Source organism: Virgibacillus oceani, assembly GCF_014638995.1.
Classification (GTDB): domain Bacteria; phylum Bacillota; class Bacilli; order Bacillales; family Amphibacillaceae; genus Virgibacillus_E; species Virgibacillus_E oceani.
Window position 1 is genome coordinate 21,996 of the sequence record NZ_BMFR01000005.1, and the last position, 25,838, is coordinate 47,833.

Annotated in this window: 21 protein-coding genes; 7 read left to right on the forward strand and 14 right to left on the reverse strand. The window is 40.7% G+C overall.

The features are described from left to right. Positions 1-254: 254 nt before the first annotated feature. The 8 genes from IEV74_RS08160 to IEV74_RS08195 all read right to left on the reverse strand — a co-directional run bounded on the left by IEV74_RS08160 (position 255) and on the right by IEV74_RS08195 (position 7,703). Positions 255-983 (reverse strand): SIS domain-containing protein, encoded by a 729-nt coding sequence (locus IEV74_RS08160; protein WP_188454889.1) that lies wholly within the window; start codon positions 981-983, stop codon positions 255-257. 2 nt (positions 984-985) lie between these two features. Further along, positions 986-1,696: a KDGP aldolase gene (locus tag IEV74_RS08165; protein WP_188454890.1), complete on the reverse strand. Its 711-nt coding sequence runs from the start codon at positions 1,694-1,696 to the stop codon at positions 986-988. A gap of 21 nt (positions 1,697-1,717) precedes the next feature. Further along, on the reverse strand, positions 1,718-2,446 hold the full coding sequence (locus IEV74_RS08170; protein ID WP_188455029.1) for a creatininase family protein: 729 nt from the start codon (positions 2,444-2,446) through the stop codon (positions 1,718-1,720). 17 nt (positions 2,447-2,463) lie between these two features. After that, positions 2,464-3,456 carry a phosphotriesterase family protein gene (locus tag IEV74_RS08175; protein WP_188454891.1) on the reverse strand — a complete coding sequence of 331 codons (993 nt, stop codon included), beginning with the start codon at positions 3,454-3,456 and terminating at the stop codon, positions 2,464-2,466. 63 nt (positions 3,457-3,519) lie between these two features. Then, entirely contained in the window at positions 3,520-4,815 is a 1,296-nt protein-coding gene (gene ulaA, locus IEV74_RS08180) for a PTS ascorbate transporter subunit IIC (RefSeq protein WP_188454892.1), read from the reverse strand. 30 nt (positions 4,816-4,845) lie between these two features. Continuing rightward, on the reverse strand, positions 4,846-5,118 hold the full coding sequence (locus IEV74_RS08185) for a PTS sugar transporter subunit IIB (protein WP_188455030.1): 273 nt from the start codon (positions 5,116-5,118) through the stop codon (positions 4,846-4,848). A gap of 6 nt (positions 5,119-5,124) precedes the next feature. Further along, entirely contained in the window at positions 5,125-5,565 is a 441-nt protein-coding gene (locus IEV74_RS08190) for a PTS sugar transporter subunit IIA (protein WP_188454893.1), read from the reverse strand. Positions 5,566-5,597: 32 nt separating this feature from the next. Beyond that, positions 5,598-7,703, reverse strand: a complete 2,106-nt coding sequence (locus IEV74_RS08195) for a BglG family transcription antiterminator (RefSeq protein ID WP_188454894.1) — start codon at positions 7,701-7,703, stop codon at positions 5,598-5,600. A 241-nt stretch (positions 7,704-7,944) separates the two neighbouring features. Here IEV74_RS08195 and IEV74_RS08200 point away from each other — a divergent pair, with 241 nt between their 5' ends. Genes IEV74_RS08200 through IEV74_RS08215 form a run of 4 tightly spaced genes read left to right on the forward strand, consistent with a single transcriptional unit; the run spans position 7,945 to position 12,684 of the window. Continuing rightward, on the forward strand, positions 7,945-9,126 hold the full coding sequence (locus tag IEV74_RS08200; RefSeq protein ID WP_188454895.1) for a galactokinase: 1,182 nt from the start codon (positions 7,945-7,947) through the stop codon (positions 9,124-9,126). Beyond that, positions 9,127-10,125: a UDP-glucose 4-epimerase GalE gene (gene galE / locus IEV74_RS08205; protein ID WP_188454896.1), complete on the forward strand. Its 999-nt coding sequence runs from the start codon at positions 9,127-9,129 to the stop codon at positions 10,123-10,125. After that, positions 10,125-11,633, forward strand: a complete 1,509-nt coding sequence (gene galT, locus IEV74_RS08210) for a UDP-glucose--hexose-1-phosphate uridylyltransferase (protein WP_188454897.1) — start codon at positions 10,125-10,127, stop codon at positions 11,631-11,633. The genes galE and galT overlap by 1 nt, the downstream gene beginning before the upstream one ends. Positions 11,634-11,637: 4 nt before the next feature. Then, positions 11,638-12,684, forward strand: coding sequence for an aldose epimerase family protein (locus tag IEV74_RS08215; protein WP_188454898.1), 1,047 nt, complete (start codon positions 11,638-11,640; stop codon positions 12,682-12,684). 110 nt (positions 12,685-12,794) lie between these two features. Here IEV74_RS08215 and IEV74_RS08220 read toward each other — a convergent pair whose 3' ends face one another. From IEV74_RS08220 to IEV74_RS08230, 3 genes are all read right to left on the reverse strand, one after another. Next, entirely contained in the window at positions 12,795-13,961 is a 1,167-nt protein-coding gene (locus IEV74_RS08220; protein ID WP_188454899.1) for an ROK family transcriptional regulator, read from the reverse strand. A 324-nt stretch (positions 13,962-14,285) separates the two neighbouring features. Next, the gene (locus IEV74_RS08225) at positions 14,286-15,149 is read right to left on the reverse strand and encodes a helix-turn-helix domain-containing protein (RefSeq protein ID WP_188454900.1); all 864 of its coding nucleotides are present in this window, start codon (positions 15,147-15,149) and stop codon (positions 14,286-14,288) included. Positions 15,150-15,221: 72 nt separating this feature from the next. Further along, on the reverse strand, positions 15,222-15,476 hold the full coding sequence (locus tag IEV74_RS08230; protein ID WP_188454901.1) for a hypothetical protein: 255 nt from the start codon (positions 15,474-15,476) through the stop codon (positions 15,222-15,224). 143 nt (positions 15,477-15,619) lie between these two features. On the opposite strand from IEV74_RS08230, the gene IEV74_RS08235 reads away from it, so the two are divergent. After that, positions 15,620-17,500 carry a beta-L-arabinofuranosidase domain-containing protein gene (locus IEV74_RS08235; protein WP_188454902.1) on the forward strand — a complete coding sequence of 627 codons (1,881 nt, stop codon included), beginning with the start codon at positions 15,620-15,622 and terminating at the stop codon, positions 17,498-17,500. A 734-nt stretch (positions 17,501-18,234) separates the two neighbouring features. Further along, a complete protein-coding gene (locus IEV74_RS08240) occupies positions 18,235-19,233 on the forward strand; it encodes a nuclease-related domain-containing protein (protein ID WP_188454903.1) in 999 nt (332 codons plus the stop codon). A 205-nt stretch (positions 19,234-19,438) separates the two neighbouring features. On the opposite strand, the gene IEV74_RS08245 is transcribed toward IEV74_RS08240, so the two are convergent. From IEV74_RS08245 to IEV74_RS08255, 3 genes are all read right to left on the reverse strand, one after another. Continuing rightward, complete coding sequence (locus IEV74_RS08245) at positions 19,439-21,352, reverse strand: glycoside hydrolase family protein (protein WP_188454904.1); 1,914 nt, start codon at positions 21,350-21,352, stop codon at positions 19,439-19,441. Between the two features lie 18 nt (positions 21,353-21,370). Further along, a complete protein-coding gene (locus tag IEV74_RS08250; protein ID WP_188454905.1) occupies positions 21,371-23,515 on the reverse strand; it encodes a DUF4185 domain-containing protein in 2,145 nt (714 codons plus the stop codon). 378 nt (positions 23,516-23,893) lie between these two features. After that, positions 23,894-24,970: a glycoside hydrolase family 172 protein gene (locus IEV74_RS08255; RefSeq protein ID WP_188454906.1), complete on the reverse strand. Its 1,077-nt coding sequence runs from the start codon at positions 24,968-24,970 to the stop codon at positions 23,894-23,896. A 189-nt stretch (positions 24,971-25,159) separates the two neighbouring features. Between IEV74_RS08255 and IEV74_RS08260 the strand changes: the two genes are divergently transcribed. Beyond that, positions 25,160-25,810, forward strand: a complete 651-nt coding sequence (locus tag IEV74_RS08260) for a YesL family protein (protein ID WP_188454907.1) — start codon at positions 25,160-25,162, stop codon at positions 25,808-25,810. Positions 25,811-25,838 lie beyond the last annotated feature (28 nt).

Consider the following 25,838-nt stretch of genomic DNA (forward strand, 5'->3'; position numbering starts at 1 on the left):
AAAACATAAGCGATGTAAAAATGGAGATAATTAATCTGACTCCCAGCCGCTACCTCGGAAACCTTAGGGAACAAGCATCATGGGTTCTTGAGAAAATCATCCGAATATGAAAATAACCTTTCCAATTACGAAAAAACAGTAGGCTGTGTCGCTTGTTAATACAGTCATACAGCTTCAATTTAAACTTTTCCCATTATAAAAAGGAAGCAGACACATTCACCTGCTTCCTGATCACCGAAATTAATATACACCATTCAAAGCTTAACCCGCTTCCTATACTTTTCAATCAGCTGCTGATTATGGCCATCTGCACCTTCTATGTTCCCGCTTAAAAATATCGGGGGATCGAAATTATTCTCCGCCATCTTCTCGATAGCCTCTGCAAAAATGGCATTCAAAATTGCGGAACCAATAACCGTAGAGCTTGGTGTAAAGCTTACTTTGACTTTTTCATGTGAAAGTAATGCATCACCAACAGGGGCATGATTATTAATCACCAAATCCACTGCATCATATAAATGCTCGCCACTCGTATGACGGGATGGCTGACTGGAGGAATAGGCAATTGATGTAATTCCAATTACGTATGCACCTTTCTTTTTAGCAATATGTGCAGCATCCACCGGAACAGGATTTCGGCCTGACGTTGAAATCACAATCATAATATCCCCTTCACGTATGTCTTCAGCATCCATAAACGTACTGGCATAATTATTTTTCCTTTCCAGTTCTGAAGATTTTACTGCTCCTTCATGCAGCATTAAAGGTTCATGCAAAATCGGATGAATCGGAACCAAACCACCGGCACGATAATAGACTTCTTCTGTTAGAATATGCGAATGACCACATCCAAATAAATGAACGATACCACCAGCTTGAATAGCATCTGCAACTTTTTGTGCCGCCTCACACATGACAGTTTTTTCTTCCGTTTCAATACATTCTAAAAGATCGTTAATTTTTTTCAAATAGTGACTGATCATACTTAATCCTCCAATTCGTCCAGAATCTCTCGTACTTTAGTTGGTATCGTTTTTCCGGTCTGTTTGTCGATTGTAGCTCCAAAAATGTGCGGCATAAAGAACTCTATATCGATATTTTTCACACCTTCAACAAGATTCCTAATGTTACTAGCATTAATGCCTCCAGCTGGTTCAATACCACGGATCCCTTTTGCCCCAGCTAATCTTGTCAAATGAATCAGTTCGTCTATGTGTTCATCACCGTTCACAGGCATGATTTTTATACTTTCAATTCCGAGCGCAGCTGCCAGATCAAGAAATTCTTCAGCATTCATTACTTGTCCTGAGGTAAGCTGTATCCTTCCGACTTGTCCTGTCGGCTTTACAAGTGCGTTTACCAATTGATTTGGCACATCACTTCCGTCCAAGAACCCTTTTGTATAGGATGCTGTCTCAAATGGTTGATTTAGATGGCCCGGGTTACTGGCTAAACTGATATCTAACACCCTTTTCCAGTTAGCCGCATCTCCACCTCCACCAAGACCAACACTTACCATCTCTGTTACAGTCTTTAGCTCTTGAACTTTCAAAGCAGCCTTATCTGGTGTGGAGAATTTATCAGAAACAATCCCTGGAACAACATACCCTCCACCGGCTTCCATAATCTCAGCAGCATTCCCGGCATCCTTAGCTAAGTAGTTAAACAAAAATTTATCATATAGTTTTCGCTGCATTCTGTAGTTCACGCCTTTACCTTATATTTCTGCCGTCGCATTCTTCACCATTGTTGCCATGTTATCCAATGCGATATCAATAATATATTTTCCTTTTTCTTTCGTTGCTAATTTTGCATCCCCCAAAACTGCTGTTTCCGTAAATTCTTCCCAGGGTGTTGGTGTTGCATCTGCATGCATTGGTATATCCGGAATATCGGTTATTGCCTTATCCATATCCACATGTTCAGGTGCCAAATAAAGCATATAGGATGTTTCAATTTCACAGGCATGAAAATAAGCGGCATGTGCGGAGACTGTTTCACGAACCTCTGCAGCAGCTTTATTCATACCAGGGTAAAAGAAGTAAAATACCTGCAAGTTAGGACATGTTTCATATAATACACGTGCCGCTTCTTTTAAAGCAGTCCCATTTCCTAAATGACCATTTACCATCGCAAATGTAGTGAATCCTTGTTTGGAAAGACTTTTGCCAATATCGACAATAAAACGGATTAACGAATCATTGCTTACTGTTATGCTTCCGGGGAAATTACGCAAACTCCACACCTGTCCATATGGGAGTGTAGGCAATACAAGGCCATTAACACGTTCGGCTAGTTTTTCGGATACACGCTCTGCCAACAAATTATCCGTACCCAATGGCAGGTGAGGACCATGTGCTTCAACAGCTCCAATTGGCAATATGGCTATTTTTGAATGACTAATTTGTTCCTTTATGTCAAAGGAATTCTGATATTGCATGTACATATCCGTTTCACCATCCATCATTTTTTAAAAGTAAAGCATCGAGCAGGATTTTCAATAAAAAACTTGTCAATCAGTTTTTCTCCATCAAAACCCCTGGCATTCGCATCTTCAATAAAACGCGGAACCCATTTTAATAGGATGTTCTCCAGGCCAAGTCCATAATCATAATGCTTATAATAGGACTTCCTTGCAGTGTCCCCGCTTATTAGAATTTGGTCTTCATAGCCATTCTTTACAAGTTCCAAAATGCAGTTAATACGCGTACTTTCGGGGGCATATTTTATTTTTGAAATTCCATCAAAACTAAGAAGTGCCCCAGTCTCTGCCATTTTTCTATGATAAAAGGGATCAGGGTTACGGTCCATATGGCCAAAACTGATATACTCCAGATTAACCCCTTCACTCTTCAAAAGTTCAACTTGTTCAAGTCCCATCGTACCTGCCTCGGTATGGGAGTGCATAGGAGCTTTTGTTTCGTGATGGGCTCTTGCAACTGCACGCAGGGTTTTCTCTTCTAAAGGCGAAATACGGTTGTAGCCTGTTCCAAATTTCACTTGACCGCCTCGTATTCCAGTACCCTCTAATCCCTCTTCAATTTCCTTGATAACGAAATCCGCTAATGTGTTTATAGACGTAGAATCAATCCACTCATAATACGTATTGTAATTGCCAACAACTTCCTTAACCTTTTGCGGGAGCTTTGCATCCCAAAGAAAACTTTTATTGAATCCAGCTGTTCCAATAATGGTAACACCTGTTTCCTCTGCGATTTCTTTAACTGCAATTACATCTCGACCATAATCAACAGCAGTAGCATCAACAATCGCTTGCCCTCCCAAATTTTTAAAGTCAATTACATCCTGCTTGGACTTCTCTTTATCATCTAGTAACAAATCATCCGCACCTTGTTCAACCCAATACGGAGGTCTGCAAACAATGTGTTCATGTGAGTACGTAATTCCCAACTCTTCTGGATGAATATCACCATGTAATGTACGAATAAAACGCATGCAATCACTCCTAGATTAATAATTAAAAGGGGAGATTCATTTAACCTCTCCCCTATCATTAGCTTAAAATAACAACTGTGCCAGAAACCGGATAATTGGTCCTAAGATAAACATATCGGAATCAGCCGCCCACATTGCTGTATCTGGAATCGTATCCGGCAGCAATAGCTTAACGGTAATATATTGCCCCCATGCCACAACAGTAGACGTAATAAATCCGCCCATTAGAGCTCCTCGCACTCCACCAGTGACGTTTCCAAATACACCAGCAGTTGCTGAGTGGAAGAACAGCACGATCATGGTAGGAACAAATACATATCCTACTGTATTACCTAACACAACCAGCCAAAGCAATGCACCAACAAAGGATCCTAAAAACCCAAGAATAACTGCATTCGGTGCATAAGGAAATACAACTGGACTGTCTAACGCTGGTTTTGCCCCTGGTACAATCTTTGTTGCGATTCCTTTAAACGCAGGTACGATTTCACCAATGAACATCCGTACCCCAACTAATACTACTGCAATACCTGCCGTAAAGGTAAACGACTGGATAATTGCATAAACAATAAAGCTTTGATCACCAGCTTGGGCTAACAATTCTTTAGCACCTGGAGTATCTTTAAAGGAAATGATGATAGCCCCGATTAAAAATAATAACCCCATCGTTAATGCAGTAATAACATTGGAGTCTCTCAAAAACTCCAGCCCTTTAGGCAGTTTAATTTTTTCAGAATCATTCTCTTTATTTCCCAGCAATTTACCAGCCAACGCACCAAGCAATGCGACAGATGCCGATGTATGTCCTAGTGCTATATTGTCATTGCCAGTAATTTTCCGCATAAATGGCTGTGTCAATGCTGGCTGTATCGTCCAATACAGCCCCATAATAATTGCTAAGAATATAACAAGCTTTCCAAATGAAACATCTCCTGCTGCCTGAACAACGATTCCAGCAAAAATAGTTGTCGTCCAAAACATCATATGACCGGTTAAATAAATAAACTTTAATTTAGTAAACCGTGCCAGTAATACGTTAATAACAAACCCAAGTGTCATCGCTAATGTAACCGCACTGCCATATTTTGCATTAAACCCTTCCTGTCCCATAAAATCCCCTAGTGGTTCAGAGGAAAGGTTAAAAACCTCTTTCCATAACGGTTCAAAAACAGTCAACGCATTGGTGATTACACCGGAACCTGCACCAATAATTAAAAAACCGATAATTGCTTTGAACGTTCCACTAATCGTTTGGCTTGCTGTTTTTTTCTGTAATAGCAAGCCCAGCAGAACGATAAACCCGAGCAAAATGGCAGGTTGACCAAATACGTTCTTTGCAAACCAAAAAATAATATCCATTGTTCTTCCCCCTTGTTTTTACATGGTTTATTAGTCTTTCACAATATTCTCGTCAATTGCTTGATTAATTTCGTCCATATCAAAGTAGTTATTGACAATAAATACCTTTGCACTATGTCCTACCAAGCTTTCTGCTAGCTCATTACTTGTTACAATATAATCCGCCTGCATACTGGAAGCAGCTGAAACATCAGTATGTTCAACATCAGCTTGAATTCCTTTTTCCCCAAGCACCTGCTCCACATTCATTTTTAAAATTAAACTAGTTCCTTGACCTAATCCGCAAACCGTTAAAATTTTCATCATCATTTATCTCTCCATTTCTAAAATTTGTTCTATTGATGCATAGTCTCTTGCATTCGTTAGTTTCTCCACATTTTTAGGATTATTTAATAACGAGGTTAATTTCTTCAATAATGTTAAATGTTCATCACTTGACGATGCTCCTAATCCGAATACAAGCTGGACCGGATCGTTGGATGTGTGCCCAAATGCAATTGGCTTTTTTAATTGAACAAAGGAAACGGATGCCTCCTTTACGCCATCCTCTGGCCTCGCATGCGGAATTGCAATCTGTGGTGCAAGTACAAAGTATGGTCCGTTTTCGTTATAGGCATTAACCATTGCCTTAATATATGAATCTTCTACAAGCCCTTCCTTTAAAAGCAGTTTTCCTGCTTCTTCAATTGCTTCTCTTGCATTACTAGCTTCAACACCTACTGCTACTAATTTTTCATCTAAGAATTTCATAAATCACACACACCTGCCCTTTTGTACGTAAGCTATTCTGTTGAATACGAACGAATCAAGCTTGCAACTTGTTCCTTCGTTTCAGCCCTGAGTATTGCCTCTTTAGATGTTTTATCCGAGAACAATCTTGTCAATTGGGCTAATGCCTTCAAATGTTGTTCATTATCCCTTGGAGCAAGCACAATAAATATAGATGCATCTTTACCCATTACGTCTATTGGTTTGTTAAGATGCAGCATGCTCATTCCTGTCTTGATCACGCCATCGGCAGCATTCGCATGGGGTAGTGCGATAAACTTTGAGATAACAACATATGGTCCATGCTCCTTAATCGCTTGAATCATTTTATCAATGTAGTTCTTTTCAATATATCCTTGTCTCCATAATGGATCTGAGGCTTTTTCAACAGCTTCCTCCCAATTGTTTACATGCCTTACAAAATTGATTCTGCTTTGTGGCAAAAGTTCATTTAAACCTGGTTTTATTACTTCATTATCAATCGAAACCGGCGTCTGAAAATAGTGCCGCAGTTCTTGTCTTAATGCTTCACTTTCATTGACTGTCGCATACCGATTCACCATATCCATCACCGTATCTACCGAATACACTTGCTTGAGGGATGTTTGCTGAAATAAACTATTAACCTTTTTCAACAGGTTTTCTTTTGCCTCATTATCCAGTACAGGGTTCACGACAAATACTGGAACCCCCCTATCAGGAAGCGGAATAGTTGAGACAATAAAATCGGCTGATAACTCCATTTTTTCATACTCTCTTAATGACGTTACACCCACAATCCCAACGTCCGAAAATAACCCCTCCAGCTGGCTTTCAAGAAGTCTTGATGTTCCCAAGCCATTCGTACACACAATCAATAGCTTTTTCCGGTTTTGCTCAAGTTCAACCCCTTCTTTACGCAGCCAGCCGCCAAAATGCATTGCAATGAATGCCACCTCGTCATCACTCACAGGCTTTTTAATTAAATCCTCAAAATGATGAATCACCTTACTCGTTAAGTGAAAAATTTCCGGATAATTTCGTTTCACTGAATCATGCAGCACATTCTCTAGATAGATGCCATATTTGCTTCGATAATAAGCAGGTTTCATGTGCAATAAAAGGTTTTGAATCATGTTCTTTTGATCTGGAAAATCTACAGCGGCATATAATTGAAAATCATGGACCATCTTTTCTACTACATCCCGAAGTTTCTTCATTTCCTGGCTTTCATCCTGCTGACTCAGATTGTAATTCACCTTCGAGCTAAGCAAATACTTAGCAATGAAATAGATTTCATCTCTTGGGAACTCACTAAGAAATTGCTTTGAAATCCGGTCGGACAATTTTTCTGCACCATGAAACTCATCAGTAGCGTAAATTACTTCTTTTTCAATCGGATCTACTTCAACGTAATTCCCTTGTTTCATCCGCTGAATAAATAAGAAGAACCAAACAACCAGGTTATTCAGTACATCATCCACAAATTCAATTCCAATTTCTTTTTCATAATCGGTTATGAATTCACGCAGCATTTTTAATGAAGGTACATGGAAAATGGCAAAAGGTTCTCCTGCATGCTGTGCTCTATCCTCATTTGGAATGTCTGCAATACTGTGCCAGCCATTTTTTGGGGTTATATAAGACAAATAATGAACAAGAGCCTTTCTGATATCGTTTTCATTTCCTTGAATGATATATCCCTGCTTACGCTCTGAAAAAAGTGTAAGCCGAAATTCGCTTAAATCACTCTTTAACTTCTTTATATCTTCTAGGGCTGTATTTCTACTTACCCGGCACAATTTTTGAATCGTATCCAGAAGGAATGGTCGTTCCTGTGCTACGAGATAAATATAAATCCAAGACCTTCTTTCCACAGGAGAATATTCATAATATGGATCATCCGTAACCTGTAAATTCCTTGAAATCTGCTGTTTCTCATCTTCACATAAATAATATCCCTCTGACCGGACCTGCATAACTTCTGATAAATCATGCTCCTTCAGCCAATAGTTAATTTTATCAAGATCGTTGTAAATCGTACGTCTTGAAACATTAAACATCGATGCCAGCTGTTGAACACTGCAATACGAATCTGATTGTAATAGTTGATTTAACACCGCTATACTTCGTTTATCCATACCTATCACCCTTGCCAGGATCCGTTTATTAAAGATAATTCATACTAGTTTTCCCTTACGTTCACTATAATAAAGCTACTACGAATAGTTAAGACCAAATGAGTCACATCCGTTTTTGCAAAATTGGACTTTTAATTTCATTGTGTCTATTTATTTAATATAAACAGATCCTTGAAACTCATTAAAATAAATAGTAATATAAACTTAATTAAATTAATTAATAAACTTCAAGGAGGTTACTATGCTGATTCATGATTTAGTAAAGCAATTCAGAAATACGTTTACAACCAAACAGCAGCCACGCATCTTCTTCGCCCCAGGCAGGATCAACCTAATCGGCGAACATACAGATTATAACGGCGGTCACGTCTTCCCTGCATCGATTTCATTTGGGACGTACGCACTTGCCCAAAAACGCAGTGATCAAAAATTGCGCTTTTACTCGATGAATTTTCCGCAAACAGGAATTGTGGAGTGCAGCCTTGCTGATTTAACTTTTCAGAATGATCACGATTGGGCGAACTACCCTAAAGGAATGATTCAATATCTTAAAAATGCTGGCCATAGCATTAAATCCGGTGCAGATATTCTATTTTACGGAAACATTCCGAATGGGGCTGGTCTCTCCTCATCCGCTTCAATCGAAATGGCCACTGGGGTTCTTTTAGAAGGATTATTTGACCTTAGTATTGATCGTTTAGATATGATTCAATTAGGACAAAAAGTAGAAAACGAGTATATTGGTGTTAACAGCGGAATTATGGACCAGTTTGCAATTGGAAAAGGGAAAAAAGACCATGCGATTCTATTAAACTGTCAAACATTGGAACACGAATATGCACCAATTGAACTGGATGATCATGTCATCATGATTATGAACACGAATAAGCAGCGGACGCTTGCCGGGTCAAAGTATAACGAACGCAGAGCCCAATGCGATCAGGCTCTAGCTGATTTACAGGTTGGGCTTTCCATTAAAAGTCTTGGCGGCCTGACAAAGGAAGAATTCGAGCAGCATAGGCATCTCATTAAAGACGAAACCAATCAAAAACGTGCCAAACACGCCGTATACGAAAATGCCCGTACATTAGAAGCATTAGAAAAATTACGGCATGGTGACCTTGATAGCTTTGGAAAACTCATGAATGAATCGCACCTATCGCTAAAGCAGGATTATGAGGTAACAGGGATAGAGCTTGATACACTGGTTAAAGCGGCATGGGAACAAGATGGTGTGTTAGGGGCCCGCATGACAGGGGCTGGCTTTGGCGGCTGTGCTATTGCTATAATTCAAAAAGACAAGGTTAATCGGTTTAAAGAAAACGTTAACGAAGCCTACCTGGTTGAAATTGGCTATGATGCCACATTTTACACGGCTGCGATTGGTGATGGGGCAAAAGAAATTACCGAGGGAGTGTTATAAATGAGTGTATTAGTTTTAGGCGGAGCGGGATATATTGGATCGCATGCAGTGTATCAATTAATAGATAATAAACAAGAAGTTGTTGTTGTCGATAATCTGGAGACTGGACACAGGGAAGCAGTCCACCCTGATGCAGCATTTTATCAAGGCGACATCCGTAACAATGACTTTTTGCGAGACATTTTTGAAAAAGAATCCATCGATGCTGTTATCCATTTCGCGGCAAACTCACTTGTCGGTGAGTCTATGGAAAAACCATTGAAATACTTCGACAACAATGTTCATGGGACTCAAGTATTGCTTGAGGCAATGAAAGAATATGGTGTAAACAAAATTGTCTTCTCCTCCACGGCAGCAACGTACGGAGAGCCAGATTCAGTCCCGATCACAGAGGAAATGAAAACAAATCCAACCAGCACATACGGCGAAACGAAGCTTACCATGGAGAAACTGATGAAATGGTGTGATGCTGCATATGGCATTAAATACGTTTCCTTGCGTTATTTCAATGTTGCCGGTGCACGGGAAACAGCCGAAATTGGCGAAGATCACAATCCAGAGTCACATCTCATCCCAATTATTTTACAAACCGCACTAGGCCAGCGATCACATATCACCATTTTTGGAGATGATTATGATACACCTGATGGTACGTGCATTAGGGATTATGTTCATGTCGAGGATCTCATTCAGGCGCATTTAGCAGCACTTGATTATTTAAACGACGGCGGTAAGAGTGATATTTTCAATCTGGGAAGCAATCAAGGATTTTCTGTAAAAGAAATGATTGATACGGCACGGAAAGTCACGGGAAAAGAAATCACTGCGAAAATGGGCGAACGAAGAGCAGGTGATCCAGGTACGTTAATTGCTTCATCCGAAAAAGCTAAAGCAGCACTTGGATGGAATCCGAGCAGGACATCGATAACGAAGATCATTGAAGATGCATGGAACTGGCATTCAAACCACCCGCATGGCTACCAAAAGGATGTGAGGTAATGCAAATTTATCAGCATATAGCAATACTTATCAAACAAGCCGTTGATGTGGAACTAATCGAACCCGGAGACCAAATCTATGTGCGCAATCAAATCCTTCATCTATTACAGCTTGAATCATTCCCGGAATCGGCCATCGAAGCGGAAGACAATTCTATTCCTAACAGTTTGGAAAAGGTAATTGGCTTTGCTGTCGAGCAAGGTGTTATCGATGATGTCTTTGACGATAAAGAGATCCTTGCAGCCAAGATCATGAATTGCTTTGTTGCCAGACCATCAGAGGTTAACCGTATATTTAACGAAAAATACGCCCAATCACCAGAAGACGCGACAGATTACTTTTACAAATTAAGCAAAAACAGCAATTACATCCAAATGAACCGGATTAAGAAAAATATCCATTATAAAGCAGATACAGAATACGGCGCCATGGAAATAACGATCAATCTATCAAAACCGGAAAAAGACCCGGAACAAATTAAACGGGAACGCACAATGAAGAAAGATGTTCATTATCCAAAGTGTGTTTTATGTATTGAAAATGAAGGCTATGCTGGCAGAACGGGATACCCAGCCAGATCTAATCACCGGGTTATTCGTGTCCCGCTATTGGGAGAATACTGGTATCTTCAATATTCACCATATGTCTATTATAATGAGCACAGTATTCTTTTGGCGGAAGAGCATCGGGATATGAAAATTGATAAGGAAGCATTCGGGCGTTTGCTTGCTTTTGTGGAAAAGTTCCCCCACTACTTTATCGGATCGAATGCAGACCTTCCGATTGTAGGAGGTTCCATATTAAGCCACGACCATTATCAGGCTGGACGATATGAATTTGCCATGACGAATACAAAGGATAGTTTTACTTTTGCATTAAACGGTTTTGGCGATGTATTTGCTGCCGTATTAAAATGGCCGCTGTCTGTCATTCGGTTAAAAAGCGCTCACAAAGACCAGCTACTAGATGCAGCGTCACATGTGTTAAACACTTGGAAAAATTACTCAGACGAAGAAGTAGACATTAAGGCTTTTTCCAATGAAACGCCACACAACACGATAACGCCAATCGCTAGAATCCGTGACGGGGTGTATGAACTAGATCTCGTATTAAGAAACAATCGAACAACTGACGAACATCCATTAGGAATTTTTCATCCACATGCAGATGTACATCATATTAAGAAGGAAAACATCGGGTTAATTGAGGTAATGGGACTTGCTGTATTGCCAGCAAGATTAAAGGATGAACTGGAAGAAATCAAACGTTTCCTTCTTGGTAAATTAGCTAACGTAAATTCTTATCATCAGGAATGGGCCAATCATATTAAAAATACTTACGGACAGCAGTCAGATACCACGGAAGCCGACCTTATCGTACAGAAGGAATTAGGTGCAAAATTCTCACGGGTACTGGAAGATGCAGGCGTATTTAAACAAAACAAAACAGGAAAAGAAGCTTTCAAACGTTTCATCGATACCATAAATCATCATCATAATCGGAGCTGATAGCATGAAAATAAATACAAAAGACATCCAACATAATTGGAAGCATTATACTTTAGTGAACGATAACGGTATGGAGGTAAGTTTTCTAAACTACGGCGGGATTATTACAAGCATAGTGGTTCCGGATAAAAACGGCAATTTGGAAAATGTTGTTCTCGGCTATAAAAATTACGATGACTATCTTACAAATTCCACCTATTTCGGTGCACTAATCGGAAGGATCGCGGGACGAATTCAGGATTCCAATTTTGAATTGAATGGAAAAACATATTCGTTAACTCCTAACGAAGGAAAAAATCATCTGCATGGAGGTTCAAGTGGTTTTCATCAGGTTTTATGGAATTCAACAGACTTTCAAACCGAGTCGACAGTCGGTGTAAAACTGACACACACAAGTCCAGATGGTGAAGGTGGATATCCGGGCAAATTGGATGCTGCCGTTACCTATGAGCTTAACAATGATAATCAGTTCACAATCTCTTATGAAGGCACGACAACTAAAACGACAGTTCTGACAATGACGAACCATTCATATTTTAACCTAAGTGGCGATTTGAAAAATACAATTCAACATCATCACATTACAATGGACAGCACGCACTTTGTCGAACTGGATAATGCACTTATACCAACGGGACGGCTGTTGGATGCCACTGGTACTTCATTCGACTTTTCTAATGGCAGAGAGATAATGGATGGAATAGAATCATCCTTTGGCCAAAATATCATTGCGGGTAACGGGTATGATCATTATTTTATTTTTGACCATCAAAAAAAGGAAAGTGTTGTTGTAAATGAGTCTAAAAGCGGACGTATACTGACCATTGAGACCGATCAGCCTGGAATGGTAATGTATACATCGAATGGTCTTGGGAACGACCTCGAATTAGCAGAAGGGCAATCAAAAAATTATTTGGGAGTGTGCTTTGAAACACAAAGCTCCCCTGCTTCACTCCATCATGAAGGCTTTCCATCGGTAGTGCTTACGCCAGATGAAAAGTATGAATCGCGAACCGTGTTTTCATTTGGCGTTGTTAAAGGCGACAGGTAGTATATCTAAAAAAATCGGGACGCGGGGTATAGTTAACAGACCCCGCGTCCCGATTTTTTTTTGGGACAAGGGGTCTGACCCTGTGTCCCGCTCGCGCTTCATTTCTATTATCATACCAAATCAAACAATTCCACCAGCAGCAATGCAACAGCCCCCAATATAGTCGCATCCTTACCAAGTTCCGTTATGACAACCTCTGTTTGCTTCGCCTGTGGTGTCAATGCACGTTCTGCTATCGCCCCTCTAATTGGTTCCAAGATGAATTGCTTAGCATTTGTAACGCCGCCGCTCAGGACAATTTTTTCAGGGTTAACGATGTGAATTAGATTTGTTAAGCCCATTCCAATGTACGTACCAGTATCCTCTAATATTTTTACATATGCACGATTACCTTCAGTTGCCAGATGGAAAACATCTTCACCAGCAATCTTTCCAAGGTCAAGCCCTAATTCCTTTTCCGCCCGGTGTGCAATAGCTGGTCCTGACACAAGTGTTTGCAGGCAACCGCGATTGCCGCACGCACAGACTTCTCCATTCATATCCACCATCATATGACCGATTTCACCAGCAATATCAAAAGCGCCATGGTATAGCTTTCCATTAATCACAATTCCCGCCCCGACCCCACGGCCGAGGTTTACTGCCAGCATACTATCTGTTTGACCATGATTGCCAAACCATGCTTCACCCAATGCCATGGCTCTTGCGTCATTTTCTACTTTAACAATCAATCCAAATTCCTTCTCCAGCTCCTCTTTAATAGGAATAGCGGACAGATTCAAATTGGGCGCATAAATCGATGTACCGGTTTCAACGTTCACCACCCCGTGCATCGCTATTCCGATTCCAACGATTTTTTCCATATCTAAATGAAACGATTTTATAACAGTGCGAATGGCCGATTTCAATACGTTTAAAAATTGATTATTTGTAATGGGCAGCTCCAATTGATGGGATGAGCGTTCAATAATACTGCCTGATAAATCAGCAAGCACACAATCAACTGTTTTTGGCCCAGCATCGACACCAACAATATAAAAATTCCTACTATTAATCATTAGCAGCGTCGGTTTCCGGCCACCCTTAGAGTCACCAACAGCACTCTCCACCACAATCTCCTGCTCAATTAATTCTTTTACGATACTGCTGACTGTTGGAGGTGTGATCTTGGTGTCCTTCGCAATTTGAGCTCTTGAAATCGGCTCGTTCGTCCGTATTTTATTAAGTATGATCGATTTATTTACTGATTTCATCCATTGAAAAGTACCCCGTCGCATAAGCATCCTCCATTGTTAATTCTTATTTTGAGTATATCATAATTAATTAAGTTAATTATTAAAGGTATTTTACTGCATGGATGTTTTCTAATAATTGTACTTACACAAATGTTGTTTGATTTGGCATTTATGGTTGCTCTTCCGCTTTAGTCAACCATAAGTAATAGCTATACGACACAAAGAATGGAAGATGTTACGAGTGACCTTTCTTTTGTCGCTGAGGACCGTACACTGGGGTGCGTATGCTATCGTGATCCCGAAGAATGGGTTTTAATATCTCTATTCGTTTGTTTATTAAAGTAAATCTACTGTAAAGCAATTCCTTTATCCCTTCCCCATCTTCCTAAAACGATTTGGACTAACTCCCTCCAGCTTCTTAAAAAACCTGCTGAAATAAGCAAGCTGGGAGAACCCGCATTTTTCGGCTATTCGTTCGATCGGCCAATCGGTATAAATCAATAGCGTTTTAGCTTGCTCAATACGATAACGATTCACATATTCATTCGGTCCAAACCCCAGCACATCAATCATGCACCTGGCAATATGATTCGGATGAAACTGCAGTACCCTGCCCAGCTCCTGATAACTGACTTTGTTTGTATAATTTCTCCGCAAATATGCTGCAGCTTTTTCCGCTAGAGCGACAGAAGGTAATAACCTGTCTGCATCCTGATTAGCTGCTAATTCCAGCAGCAGTTCTTGAAATAATAATTGCTGCTGAAATTCCCAGGCAAGATTCAGTTCTGGAGATGGATCAATAATTTGCCCGCACAGCCACTCTACCTTTTCCCAATTAACAATAGTGCAATGCTTTGGCAGCCTTATAGAAAAATGCTTCACCTTAAATGGATCATCATGCATTGCTTCCTTATATTGGGAATTGGTTAACTCCGGGGAAATAGTCGTCCATTTATTGGCTGTTATAAAATGAAACCAGTAAAAGTGAGTTTCGCTATTACAAGGCATCGCGGAATAATGATGACCATCCGGATAAAGAATTAAAGTCTCCTTTTCATTCACCTGATAACGGGCATCATCTTCACTTATATGTAATACACCTTTTGTAACTACAATTAAATCAAATACACCAATACCTTTTCTGTTTGGATGATGTTGACCAATTTCATACGTATCCTCCCCACCAGATATGAAAGAAGGCAATGGCGGTGCCAGCAATTTTAGTATCATTTCATCATCACCTCCTATGTTTTGATTATGCAAATCGTGTGTCTATAATTATATGATAAACTGCGGTCGATTTCAGCTTTGGTCGAGCGGTAAAATTTTAATAACTGCTGAATTCCAGCAAGACTGTGATATTTTCCGAAAATGGCGGATTCCTGCAAAATACGGCTGGTATTTTTCAAAATGAATATACTCGACAATATGGCTGGCATCTTCCAAAATGATCGCTTCCTCACAGCACTGCTGATATTCTCCAAAAACGATTGTTCCCTTACAATATACCGGTATTTTCAAAAACGGCCGCTCATGCAATTTAGTTGCCCAAACCATCGATATCAGATCAAGCGCCGTTTTATCAATACCTTAACTACACCACAGAATGTTATAAAAGTGAAAAAAATTGTTACAATATGCTATTCACTTTCAATATCTATCACTCTACAATGAACATATCAACTTTATGGGGTGATAAAATGGGAGATTTTAAGCTGATAGATTCTAAGTTCCGATCATTGCCACTTGGCAGCATAAAACCTGAAGGATGGCTGCGGAATCAGTTAAAAATACAACGTGATGGATTAACCGGCCATCTGGAGGAACATTGGGAAGATGTCGGTCCAAACAATGGATGGCTTGGCGGTGATGGTGACAGCTGGGAACGAGGTCCGTACTATTTAGATGGGCTCGTACCACTGGCATATTTATTAGAGGATGAACAGCTTCTGCAAAAGGCTAAACGCTGGATTGAGTGGACATTATCCAGTCAAAAAGAGGATGGGTCGTTTGGTCCAAATCATTTTTCAACAATTAATACCGAAGCCGATTTTAATGTCCATATGAATAAACAGGACTGGTGGCAGGATGTTATCATGCTCAAGGTGCTGACACAATACCAGGAAGCAAGCAATGATGAGCGGGTAATCCCCTTCATGACAAGGTATTTCCGGTATTTAAATGTGGCCATCGTTCGTTTTCCATTAAAGGAATGGTCCCAGGCAAGAGGTGCAGATCTGCTGTTGTCCATTCATTGGCTATATGAAAAAACAAACGATGATATGCTTCTTAACTTGGCGGAAACTGTTCGTACACAGACAATTGACTGGACGCGAATTTTTTCAAATTTTCCTTATAAGCGTAAGCAAACAGAATGGGATCACCGCGTTCATGTCGTAAATGTCGCGATGGCCACGAAGGCTCCTGCATTATTTTTCAGGCAAACCGGCGAGGATCGGGACCGTGATGCTGCCTATAAAGGAATCGAAAGTTTAATGACCTATCACGGGCAGGCAAATGGGATGTTTTCCGGTGATGAATGGTTGTCAGGGACGCATCCAAGCCAAGGTACTGAACTATGTGCGGTTGTCGAATACATGTTCAGCATGGAAAATCTTGTTCGCATTCTTGGTAATGGGAGGTTTGCTGATATCCTTGAAAAAGTCGTATTTAACGCTTTGCCGGCAACAATTTCTCCTGCCTGGGATGCTCACCAGTATGATCAGCAGGTTAACCAAATCATGTGCAATGCTGCCAACCGGCCATGGGTGAATGGACCTGATGCGAATACTTTTGGGCTTGAACCGCATTTCGGCTGCTGTACAGCAAATATGCATCAAGGCTGGCCAAAATTTACCGCAAGTCTATGGATGGCAACCGAGGATCAAGGACTGGCTGCAATTTCCTATGCACCGTGTCATGTTAAAACAACGGTGGCAGATGGTAGAGATGTGGAATTACTGGTTGGTGGTGCCTATCCGTTCCGTGAGCAGGTTTCGATTAAAATACGTTTATCCGATGAGGCTGCCTTCCCAATATTTTTACGAATTCCAAACTGGTGCAGCAATCAGCGAATCAAAATAAATGGTGAGCTTTTACAGGTTAATGCCGAAGATGGGTTTGCACGTATTAACCGGGTGTGGAAAAATAATGACCGAATCGATCTAGTATTACCAATGGAAGTGCGAGTGGAAGAACGAAATAATTACGCCATCAGTGTTACCCGCGGACCGCTCGTATTTGCATTGCCAATTGAGGAACAGTGGATCCGCACACAGAAACGGGAAAAGTTTCATGACTGGGAGGTCTACCCTAGCAGCCCCTGGCAATATGCGTTGGAGAAAGACTTTGATGTGCAATTAAATGGTGTATCCTATCAGCCTTTTCGTACCGAGGATGCGCCGGTTAAATTAGTGACAAAAGGCCGGCTGCTATCCAACTGGATAATGGAGAAAAATTCAGCAGGATCGCCACCTTTGAATCCAAAGCCATATAATAATGCGGAATTGAAGGGTTTAGAACTTGTCCCATACGGATGCGCAAGACTGCGAATAGGCGAATTTCCCGTACTAGATAAATAGACTATACGGGCCATACTGGATATATCGTTTGGCTCGTATATAAGTTCGGATTACATTTGAGTGGGGGATCGTATTTCATGATTTGGATCGTATTTTTACATTTCGGTTCTAATTTTTGGGAATCACATTTCTCGAAATTAGATCGTATTTGAGGGAGGAGCGCATTTCTCGGAATTGAATCGTATTTGAAAGGGGCTCGTATCTCTCGGATTTGAATCGTATTTGAGTGGTTTGGATCGTATTTCTCAAAATCGGATCGTATTTTGCTGGATTTGGATCGTATTTCTTGAATTCGGATCGTATTTCACATAATTGGATCGTATTCCCCCAAAATCGGATCGTATTGCCAAATATTAGGCGGTATTATACTGGAATGGTCATAAATTGTTCAACTATTTCAGCAGGATAATCGTTTTTCAGTGGCGAATATGGCGGATAGTATTTTTACATCACGGTTTAAATTTTGGGGGATCGTATCTCTCGGATTTGAATCGTATTTGAGTGGTTTGGATCGTATTTCTTGAAATCGGATCGTATTTTGCTGGATTTGGATCGTATTTCTTGAATTCGGATCGTATTTCACATAATCGGATCGTATTCCCCCCAAAATCGGATCGTATTGCCAAATATTAGGCGGCATCATACTGGGATGTTCATAAATTATTCAATTATTTCAGCAGGATAATCGTTTTTCAGTGGCGAATATAGCTAATAAAAATAATAGAGGTGAGATTTTGTTACTAAAAGACAGAGAAATACCTATTGAGATTTTCATATTGGAGGCAATTTTACGAAGGCTCCCATACAATCATCTGAAACGGCCCAAAGTTGAGGAAGATTTAAGAAAAAGGTACGCAGGCTACTACGGTGAACAGTCCATCGACTATCATTTATCCTTTTTGGAAGATAATAAATACATGTTTCTCCACAATCTGCGGCTTCCTTGGAAAGATGATACATACTTCCAAATAGACTCCCTAATCCTTTCCCCATCCTATATTATCCTATTAGAAGTTAAAAACATGACCGGCACATTATTTTTTGATGAACCGGCAAAACAGTTAATCCGTACAAAAACTGACGGTACACAGGAATGCTTTTCTTATCCGATAACGCAGTCAAACCGGCACGTTTTACAATTAAATTCCTGGTTACGGCAGCACAAATTTCCCAACATCCCAATCATTTCTTATGTAGTTATAAGCAATTCATCCGCCATTATAAATACAAATTCCAATGATCCAAATTTCTACGAGAAAGTTACACACGCTGTGAATCTTCCTGAAAAAATTCATCCGCTAATAGATTTGTACCCAAACAAAATTTTGACTGTAAAAAAGCTGAATAAAATTGCCGAACAACTTGTATCGGAACATACCCCGTCAAAGCCAGCTATGTTAGAGCGGTATGGTATAAAGAGTGAGGAATTACAAAAAGGATTGTTTTGTGAGGATTGCAAGAAACTATCCTTAAAGAGAAATAGGGGTTCCTGGAAATGCACAAGCTGTAATTCGGTAAGTAAGGATGCGCATTTACGGGGTTTGGCGGATTACTTTTTGTTAATAGATAATACAATTACTAATCAGCAATTTAGATCTTATTTTCATATTGAATCACGTTCCGTAGCAGCAAAATTGTTACAAAAATCAAATTTGCCAACTAGTGGTTCTTATAAAGACAAAACATATCATTTGTCCCTATCCGAACTTGAAAAGTGGATGACACGAAATTAAGCGTTGGATCGTATTTTATCATTTTTGGCACGTATTTCAGGATTTTGGATCGTATTCTCCCAAAGTCGGATCGTATTTCACATAATTGGAGCGTATTCTCCCAAAATCGGATCGTATTGCCATAATTTAGGAAACCTCCACACGCTCGCGCACTTCTTAGCAAAAAAGACTTAACCACCTCATTGGCTAAGTCTTCTTTATATATCTAGTAACCCTTCACTAAAATTTCCCCTAACGAACTGGCTGCAGATCCATTTCCCCAATCAAATATTGTAAATTCTCCTGTATGGAATTCGTCATTTTCACCATGATGGGAGTTCTCCATTTCAAAACCATAATCGCGTTCACCAAAATGCGGGAAAGTCTTTTCATACCTTTCCTTGATAAGCGGATTTTCCGGGCAGTACATCAGATAAAACGAAGCACGCATTGCCCATATCCCGCGACAGTGGTATTCCTCTTTACCGGTCAGATTAAAATAGTCAAGATAGGTTAGTGCGAACAGGCTATGGCGTGCGTCATTCCATTCATCGTCTGATGTCATCACACCGAATCCGCCTAAAGTTGGAACACCTAAATAGTGCGGTTCCCAAATCGCTTGATACAGCGAAAGTTCGGCTAATACTTTCTCCCCTTCCAGTAAATACTCTTCTTCTTTCGTCACAGCATATAATTCCTTCAATGCCTCAGCTGTCCAATAAATGGAAAAGTTACATTGATTATACAGTCCGCTTCGTTTATCCTTTTCGCCATACTTTTTCCCATCCCACGAACGTGAACAGGACCAGTACAGCTCGAAATCCTCCCAGCGGCCATGAGGAATGATATGTTTCATCACAAATTCCATCCCGCGTTCAGCAGCTTCTAAAAATCTATCATCCTCTGTAATGCTATACAACCGGGATAACAGCCACACATGCATCGATGTTTCCGGGCTGTCGAAAAGATATGGTGATGGTTTGCCAGTCACCTCATGAACCCAGGCTGGAAAACTGCCATTAGCATGCTGCAGCTTAAGCAAGCGCTCGGCATATTTTTTCGAATAAGCTAATAAGTCATCATTTTGTTCAATGTCACGATACCATTTCAGCATCCACAAACAGGTCCATGACATATCTAATAAATGACCATATTCCTCATGATGTTCCGGCCTTCTATCCGAATGTCCCCAGTTCCCGTTTTCCCAACCCTGTTCGGCATTCGCCCAATAAACAGATGGAAACAAACCATTCGTTTGCGGTGCTGCCAAAGCAAAATTCTTAGCTAGTTCCGCTCTTCTGATCATATCGGGATTGTTCCATTTGTCTCCCCAAAGCCGATAGCCATATGCACTTCTTAAACTGGAGAACCAGGCTTGATTCCACAGACTTTTCCTTTCCCTCCAATTGTTCTCCTCGCCACGTCCTGGAGATTGCGCAGCACGAACGATGAATACACATCCGCCAACCGCTTTTTGATTATGTTCAAATTCCTGCCACACAACATTTTCCCAACGATTAAACGCCCAGTCGTAAGCATGTTTCGCGTAAATTTCCAAATCCTTTAAACTGCTGGTATTTCCAGCCATTTTTCGTTTACCAAATCGTTCCCATAAAAAAGTCACAACTGGTGTGAAATCCCGCTTCCCTTCTGTCTGTTTCCATTCAGCAAGATAGAAGCGGAACAACGTTTGACCGCTTTCCAGAAAAATAGATTTATGAACGCTCCTATGATAGACATGTTTCGTTTTTTCATAGTGTCCAAGACCATAAAACAGCTTTCTTTCCGTATCAACATAATCCATAACATGCGGTGCGGTTCGCTGCTCATTTAAAAAATCTATATCTGGTATCAATGCAAACATGCTATCAGCTTTTTCAAAAATTATTGCTGGTGAGCGAAAGACAAAATCCCCTACTACCATATCCTCCTCTGGCGAAAGATGCGGTTTCCACACACATTGTATATCTGGATCGGTCAATTCCATTGTTAGCTGCATTTGTGAAACATCCTTAGAAGATTCGCCCCATTTAACTTCAACACCCGTAATGCCAGCCCGCTCTTCTGTCAGCACAACATCACATGGTGTATCCTGTATTGAAATCCAATTTTCGAGCCAGTCTGGAATATCGCGCTTCATATTCGTTCCTCCTGTATACTACTTTTGCTCAATTCTTTCCACATCAGAAATCGGTTCTAAATCTGTTAAAGACTTGGCTAAAAATACTTCCGCATAATAGCCTGAATTGTTACCCGGCATCATGAACCCGCCAGTAAATGTTTCCGTAACACCTGGCTTAATTGCTTTTGTTACACCAGAAACATTGACAACGTTATCCTTTTTGTCATAAAGTACTACGGCCAGCGCTACCGTTTTATCGTTACTTGTATTGTTCTTTATAGCTGCAGTTCCCATGACTAACCCATCTTTAGGCAGTTTTGTTATCGGATTTCCATTCTTATCTGTAAATTCAGTGTCACTAAGTGTATAGTCCTCGCCAGTTACTTTAACAGTTCGCGTTACCGGTTCCGCTTTGTTCCCGTCAGCATCCGTAACAGTGTATGTCAGTGTATAAGTATCTTTTATAGCTGTGTTTACTTCCCCGGACACCTGAATTTTATCGGTAAGATCACCGTCTAAATTATCATCTGCTGTTGCACCCGGATCCTCAAACGAAGCACCTAATGGGACCTCAATTGTCTCCTCCCCGTTTAATGTAATAACAGGCGGCGTGGGGTCCACTTCAACAAGTAAATAATCATCGATTTGAACCCACGTATCCCCATTTGCCCACATTCCGGTAAAAACGGTAACTGATTCATTATCACCGGAATTGAACCTGATCGTTTGCTTCGTATAATTATCGTTTCTTTCAAATTTCGTTTCCTTGATAATATCTCCATTTTCACCGCGTACACCAAAATAGCCTGCATTGTTGTTTTGCGATGTTTTTACAAAACCAGTAAGCTCATATACTGTGTTTTTTTCTACTTGAACAGATTGCGTAATTCCGTTCCATCCCGAGGTGTTTCGTAAAAAGACATTATTGCTGCCGCCCCTTGAATTTCCTAGTGCAGCATCTACACCACCTTCACCATCTTCCAGTACCCACGGATCTTCTATCGTTTCCGAATCCTGGTCTTCAAAAGAAGGGTCCGCTACAAGATTCGGTTTCGGTTTGCCAATATCGAGCTCGGCCTTCATTAGCACAACATTGTACGGTCCCCATTCTGACATGAGAAAATAAAGATCTTTTCCATCGTTTGTCCATGGATGAATAAACCCTCCATATAAACTTGGGTACTCCTCACCTGTTGCGACAACGGTTTCTGCTGACCAGCCTTCCGTAAGACTTGAGGAACTTCTCATCACCATTGCATAGCGGTTTTCATTCAGATACATCATGATCCATTTGTCATAATAAGAATTATACTGCACAGATAATTCGCTTACAGGTACATCAATGACTGGTGCGGCCGCTTCTTCATCATTTTCCACCCAGCCTGAGCCATCCCAATATTCGTAGCTTGCCTTTTTAAGCATATCCTCTTCCGCAACCCGCGCTAGATAAGCATTATCAAATCTGCCAGCAGGCGTACCGAACATGTACACATAGCCATCCTTTTTCACATAGGCGGCTTGCGCAAATTTACTGTCTGCATCCCACTTCACATCCGATTTAGTCCAATTTTGCCCTTCATCATCCGAATAAGCAATCTCGGAAAAATTCGTATTCCACCTTCCATTAGCACCCCAGTTTTTGATTTGCATGTAATGAATGAAATGCCTGTCCCCAACAGTAATACCGGCCGTTGGAATAGCCGTAAAATCACCATCACCTGAAGTGTCATGCTCGGAATGAATGATTTCCTTTGCATAGTTTGGATCGTCTTCCTTCGTGATCATGGAAGAAAAACTCAACCCATCCGATAGATCGGTATCCTTGGAAATAGCAAGCAAATTCCCTCGCCAGCCTTCAGGATCACCACCCCCACCTGATCCACCCCATCCATCATCATAGGAATCACCAAATGCAATCATCACTTTTTTATCATCTGGATCCGTTGTAGCATCCCAAACAATCCCCAAATCCGTCGCTGTTAACCCATAATTGGTATGCGTCTGATTTGGATTTGGAATGTCCTCCCCCTCAAGTGTTGCCCCTGTTACCCTTGCAACCTTTTTAGCCTTCGTTGCTATCAGCTCAAACGACTCTTGTTTAGTTTCTGCCATTGATGGTGTCGCGATGGAGCCAGCAAGCAGTAACGTTGAAGCAGCAACAATAAGTGGCTTCTTTTTCATTTTGTTTACCTCCTTGGATTTTTGTGAAATTATAATTACCAATATTCCGTCAATTTTAAGTATAAGAGAGCCGTATTTTTTATCGAGCATTCCCTTAGAAGCTTTTAGCAGGGTGGGAGAAATCGGCCAGTTAGCCGATTTCGTCGGATATGAACTTTCTGCCGATGTTTCTGTTCTATTGCCGATATTCACACTCTCCTGACGATGTTCCTGCTCTCCCGCCGATATTCACGCTCTCCTGACGATATTTCCGCTCTCCTGACGATATTCCTGTTCTCCTGCCGATATTCACGCTCTCCTGACGATATTTCTGCTCTCTCAAGCAAACAATCCCCGCACTCAACCTACAATCTGTAAACGATTACACATCAACCACTACTAAATAACTTCCAAATCATCCCTGCTAGGAAGCTCTTTAAACGTATTATGTGGCTCTGCCTGATACCAAAATGCCGTTGATGCAATATCATCCTGCAGTGGCAAGTATCTGAATTTCGATCTCCAGCCTAGTGCTTGAATGGTTACTTTCAAATCTTTTTCAAAACGAATCGGATCCATTACATGCCAGCGGTACATACCGAATCGCTGCTGTGCCCTGTATAGTCCGTCTGGCTTGATAACCTGATGCATGCCTAAGTATGGAGTTGAATAGGTTCTGTACTCCCCTTTTGGCTGTTCCCAGTTCCATGCTCCACCAAAATAATCTTCCGTACCCGTTCCGCATATTGTTGGGTATTCGTCGTCACCATCCATATAGAATTTGACTTCGCCTTCTCCCCACCAATTGTTGCTGTTTACCTGCCATGCAATGTATGTTCCAACAAAATGTCCATGTCCCTTAATTCCATCGACAATTGTATGAACATCCTTATACTGCAATGGATTGCTTCGGTTCCATTGTGCGTGAAAATACGCTGCATCCTCAGGAACTTCCGTTAGTGCATAATCCACTTGATAATAAAGGATCATACTTTCATCATCGATATTTTCGACTGTAATTTTTGCATGCTTACGAAACGGCATTTCCCAATAGCAATTAAATCCACCTGCAGGGTTTACTGCGACAGGGATCGAATTCACATCACTGCGCTCACCCCAGCCATTACAGAAAAAATCGCCCAGCGGAACTTCCACAGATGGTTCTTCCTCATGATCCCAGTACATGCGGATAACCGACGTGCGCCAATGATTTGGATGTGTTGTTAGCCAAATATGCTGGATCGCACCTGGTCCATCAATTTCAGCCACCGTGTGTGTTGTGTTCCCTTTAATTTCTACCGAGGGGGAGATTTTCCAGCCCTTTCCTAGATCTCTGCTTGGTTCTGCCCCCGTTCCCTCAGTAGCCATTGCACCTTTCCCTTTTTCTCCAGTAAAATTTTCCGGACTGATCGAGCGTGTTTTTGCATTTGAAAGCCGGGAAAGATTCCCCAACCCCATTCCTAAACCATTAAACATATTTCTCTTCCTCCTCATCCTTGAAAATTAGCTTATTGTATTTTTCTCAAAAAAGAGATAAAATAGATGTGTAAACGATTACACAAATGTATAATAAACCGCTTACACAAACTATATTATGAATCTATTAATAAATCAACACTTTTGGAAAATATAGAACATTATACTTAGGTAACAGGAGGCTGGCGTATGGAAACAGGTTTAATGGGAAGTATTTATCGATTTTCAGATTGGGTTACGAAATTATTTTATGTCAATCTATTATGGGTTGCATTCTCGTTACTAGGTTTAATTGCAGCAGGTTTCTTTCCAGCAACCGCTGCGATGTTTTCTGTTGTCCGAAAATGGGTTTTATCAGAAACCGACATCCCAGTGTTTAAAACGTTCTGGACTGTTTATAAACAGGAATTTGCTAAAAGTAATGTTCTAGGCTATATACTTAGTATCGCTGGATATATACTTTATCTTGATTTAATGATAACCAAGGATGCAGCCAATCCGCTTCTGCAGCTTGCCTATTACCCATTATTGCTTGTTATCGTAATCTTTCTATTAACTGCCTGCTACATTTTTCCTGTCTTTGTCCATTTTGAAACAAAGCTGCTTCAAGTATTCAAAAATGCCTTTTTGATCATGATCACCCATCCTGTTATTTCTATTTTAATGGGGATAGCGGCAGTTGTAATTTATCTCATTAATTATTTAGTGCCAATATTGATCGCAGTATTTGGCGGTAGCATCTTTGCATTCGTTGTTATGTGGTATTGTCATTTTGCTTTTGTGAAAGTACAGAACCAAAAAGAGCTTGCAGACTCCAAGGAAAAACAAGCTGCTCCATAAGAAATCCCGGAGCAGCCTGCATACTTCC

Excerpts from the sequence above, each read along its gene's own strand:
- IEV74_RS08220 (WP_188454899.1), bottom strand. The coding sequence starts at position 13,961 with ATGCGACGGGGTACTTTTCAATGGATGAAATCAGTAAATAAATCGATC.
- ulaA (WP_188454892.1), bottom strand. The coding sequence starts at position 4,815 with ATGGATATTATTTTTTGGTTTGCAAAGAACGTATTTGGTCAACCTGCC.
- IEV74_RS08250 (WP_188454905.1), bottom strand. The coding sequence starts at position 23,515 with ATGAAAAAGAAGCCACTTATTGTTGCTGCTTCAACGTTACTGCTTGCT.
- galE (WP_188454896.1), top strand. The coding sequence starts at position 9,127 with ATGAGTGTATTAGTTTTAGGCGGAGCGGGATATATTGGATCGCATGCA.
- IEV74_RS08235 (WP_188454902.1), top strand. The coding sequence starts at position 15,620 with ATGGGAGATTTTAAGCTGATAGATTCTAAGTTCCGATCATTGCCACTT.
- IEV74_RS08215 (WP_188454898.1), top strand. The coding sequence starts at position 11,638 with ATGAAAATAAATACAAAAGACATCCAACATAATTGGAAGCATTATACT.
- IEV74_RS08170 (WP_188455029.1), bottom strand. The coding sequence starts at position 2,446 with ATGTACATGCAATATCAGAATTCCTTTGACATAAAGGAACAAATTAGT.
- IEV74_RS08245 (WP_188454904.1), bottom strand. The coding sequence starts at position 21,352 with ATGAAGCGCGATATTCCAGACTGGCTCGAAAATTGGATTTCAATACAG.
- IEV74_RS08260 (WP_188454907.1), top strand. The coding sequence starts at position 25,160 with ATGGAAACAGGTTTAATGGGAAGTATTTATCGATTTTCAGATTGGGTT.
- IEV74_RS08185 (WP_188455030.1), bottom strand. The coding sequence starts at position 5,118 with ATGAAAATTTTAACGGTTTGCGGATTAGGTCAAGGAACTAGTTTAATT.
- IEV74_RS08225 (WP_188454900.1), bottom strand. The coding sequence starts at position 15,149 with ATGATACTAAAATTGCTGGCACCGCCATTGCCTTCTTTCATATCTGGT.
- IEV74_RS08190 (WP_188454893.1), bottom strand. The coding sequence starts at position 5,565 with ATGAAATTCTTAGATGAAAAATTAGTAGCAGTAGGTGTTGAAGCTAGT.
- IEV74_RS08160 (WP_188454889.1), bottom strand. The coding sequence starts at position 983 with ATGATCAGTCACTATTTGAAAAAAATTAACGATCTTTTAGAATGTATT.
- IEV74_RS08195 (WP_188454894.1), bottom strand. The coding sequence starts at position 7,703 with ATGGATAAACGAAGTATAGCGGTGTTAAATCAACTATTACAATCAGAT.
- IEV74_RS08165 (WP_188454890.1), bottom strand. The coding sequence starts at position 1,696 with ATGCAGCGAAAACTATATGATAAATTTTTGTTTAACTACTTAGCTAAG.
- IEV74_RS08200 (WP_188454895.1), top strand. The coding sequence starts at position 7,945 with ATGCTGATTCATGATTTAGTAAAGCAATTCAGAAATACGTTTACAACC.
- IEV74_RS08230 (WP_188454901.1), bottom strand. The coding sequence starts at position 15,476 with ATGGTTTGGGCAACTAAATTGCATGAGCGGCCGTTTTTGAAAATACCG.
- IEV74_RS08175 (WP_188454891.1), bottom strand. The coding sequence starts at position 3,456 with ATGCGTTTTATTCGTACATTACATGGTGATATTCATCCAGAAGAGTTG.
- galT (WP_188454897.1), top strand. The coding sequence starts at position 10,125 with ATGCAAATTTATCAGCATATAGCAATACTTATCAAACAAGCCGTTGAT.
- IEV74_RS08255 (WP_188454906.1), bottom strand. The coding sequence starts at position 24,970 with ATGTTTAATGGTTTAGGAATGGGGTTGGGGAATCTTTCCCGGCTTTCA.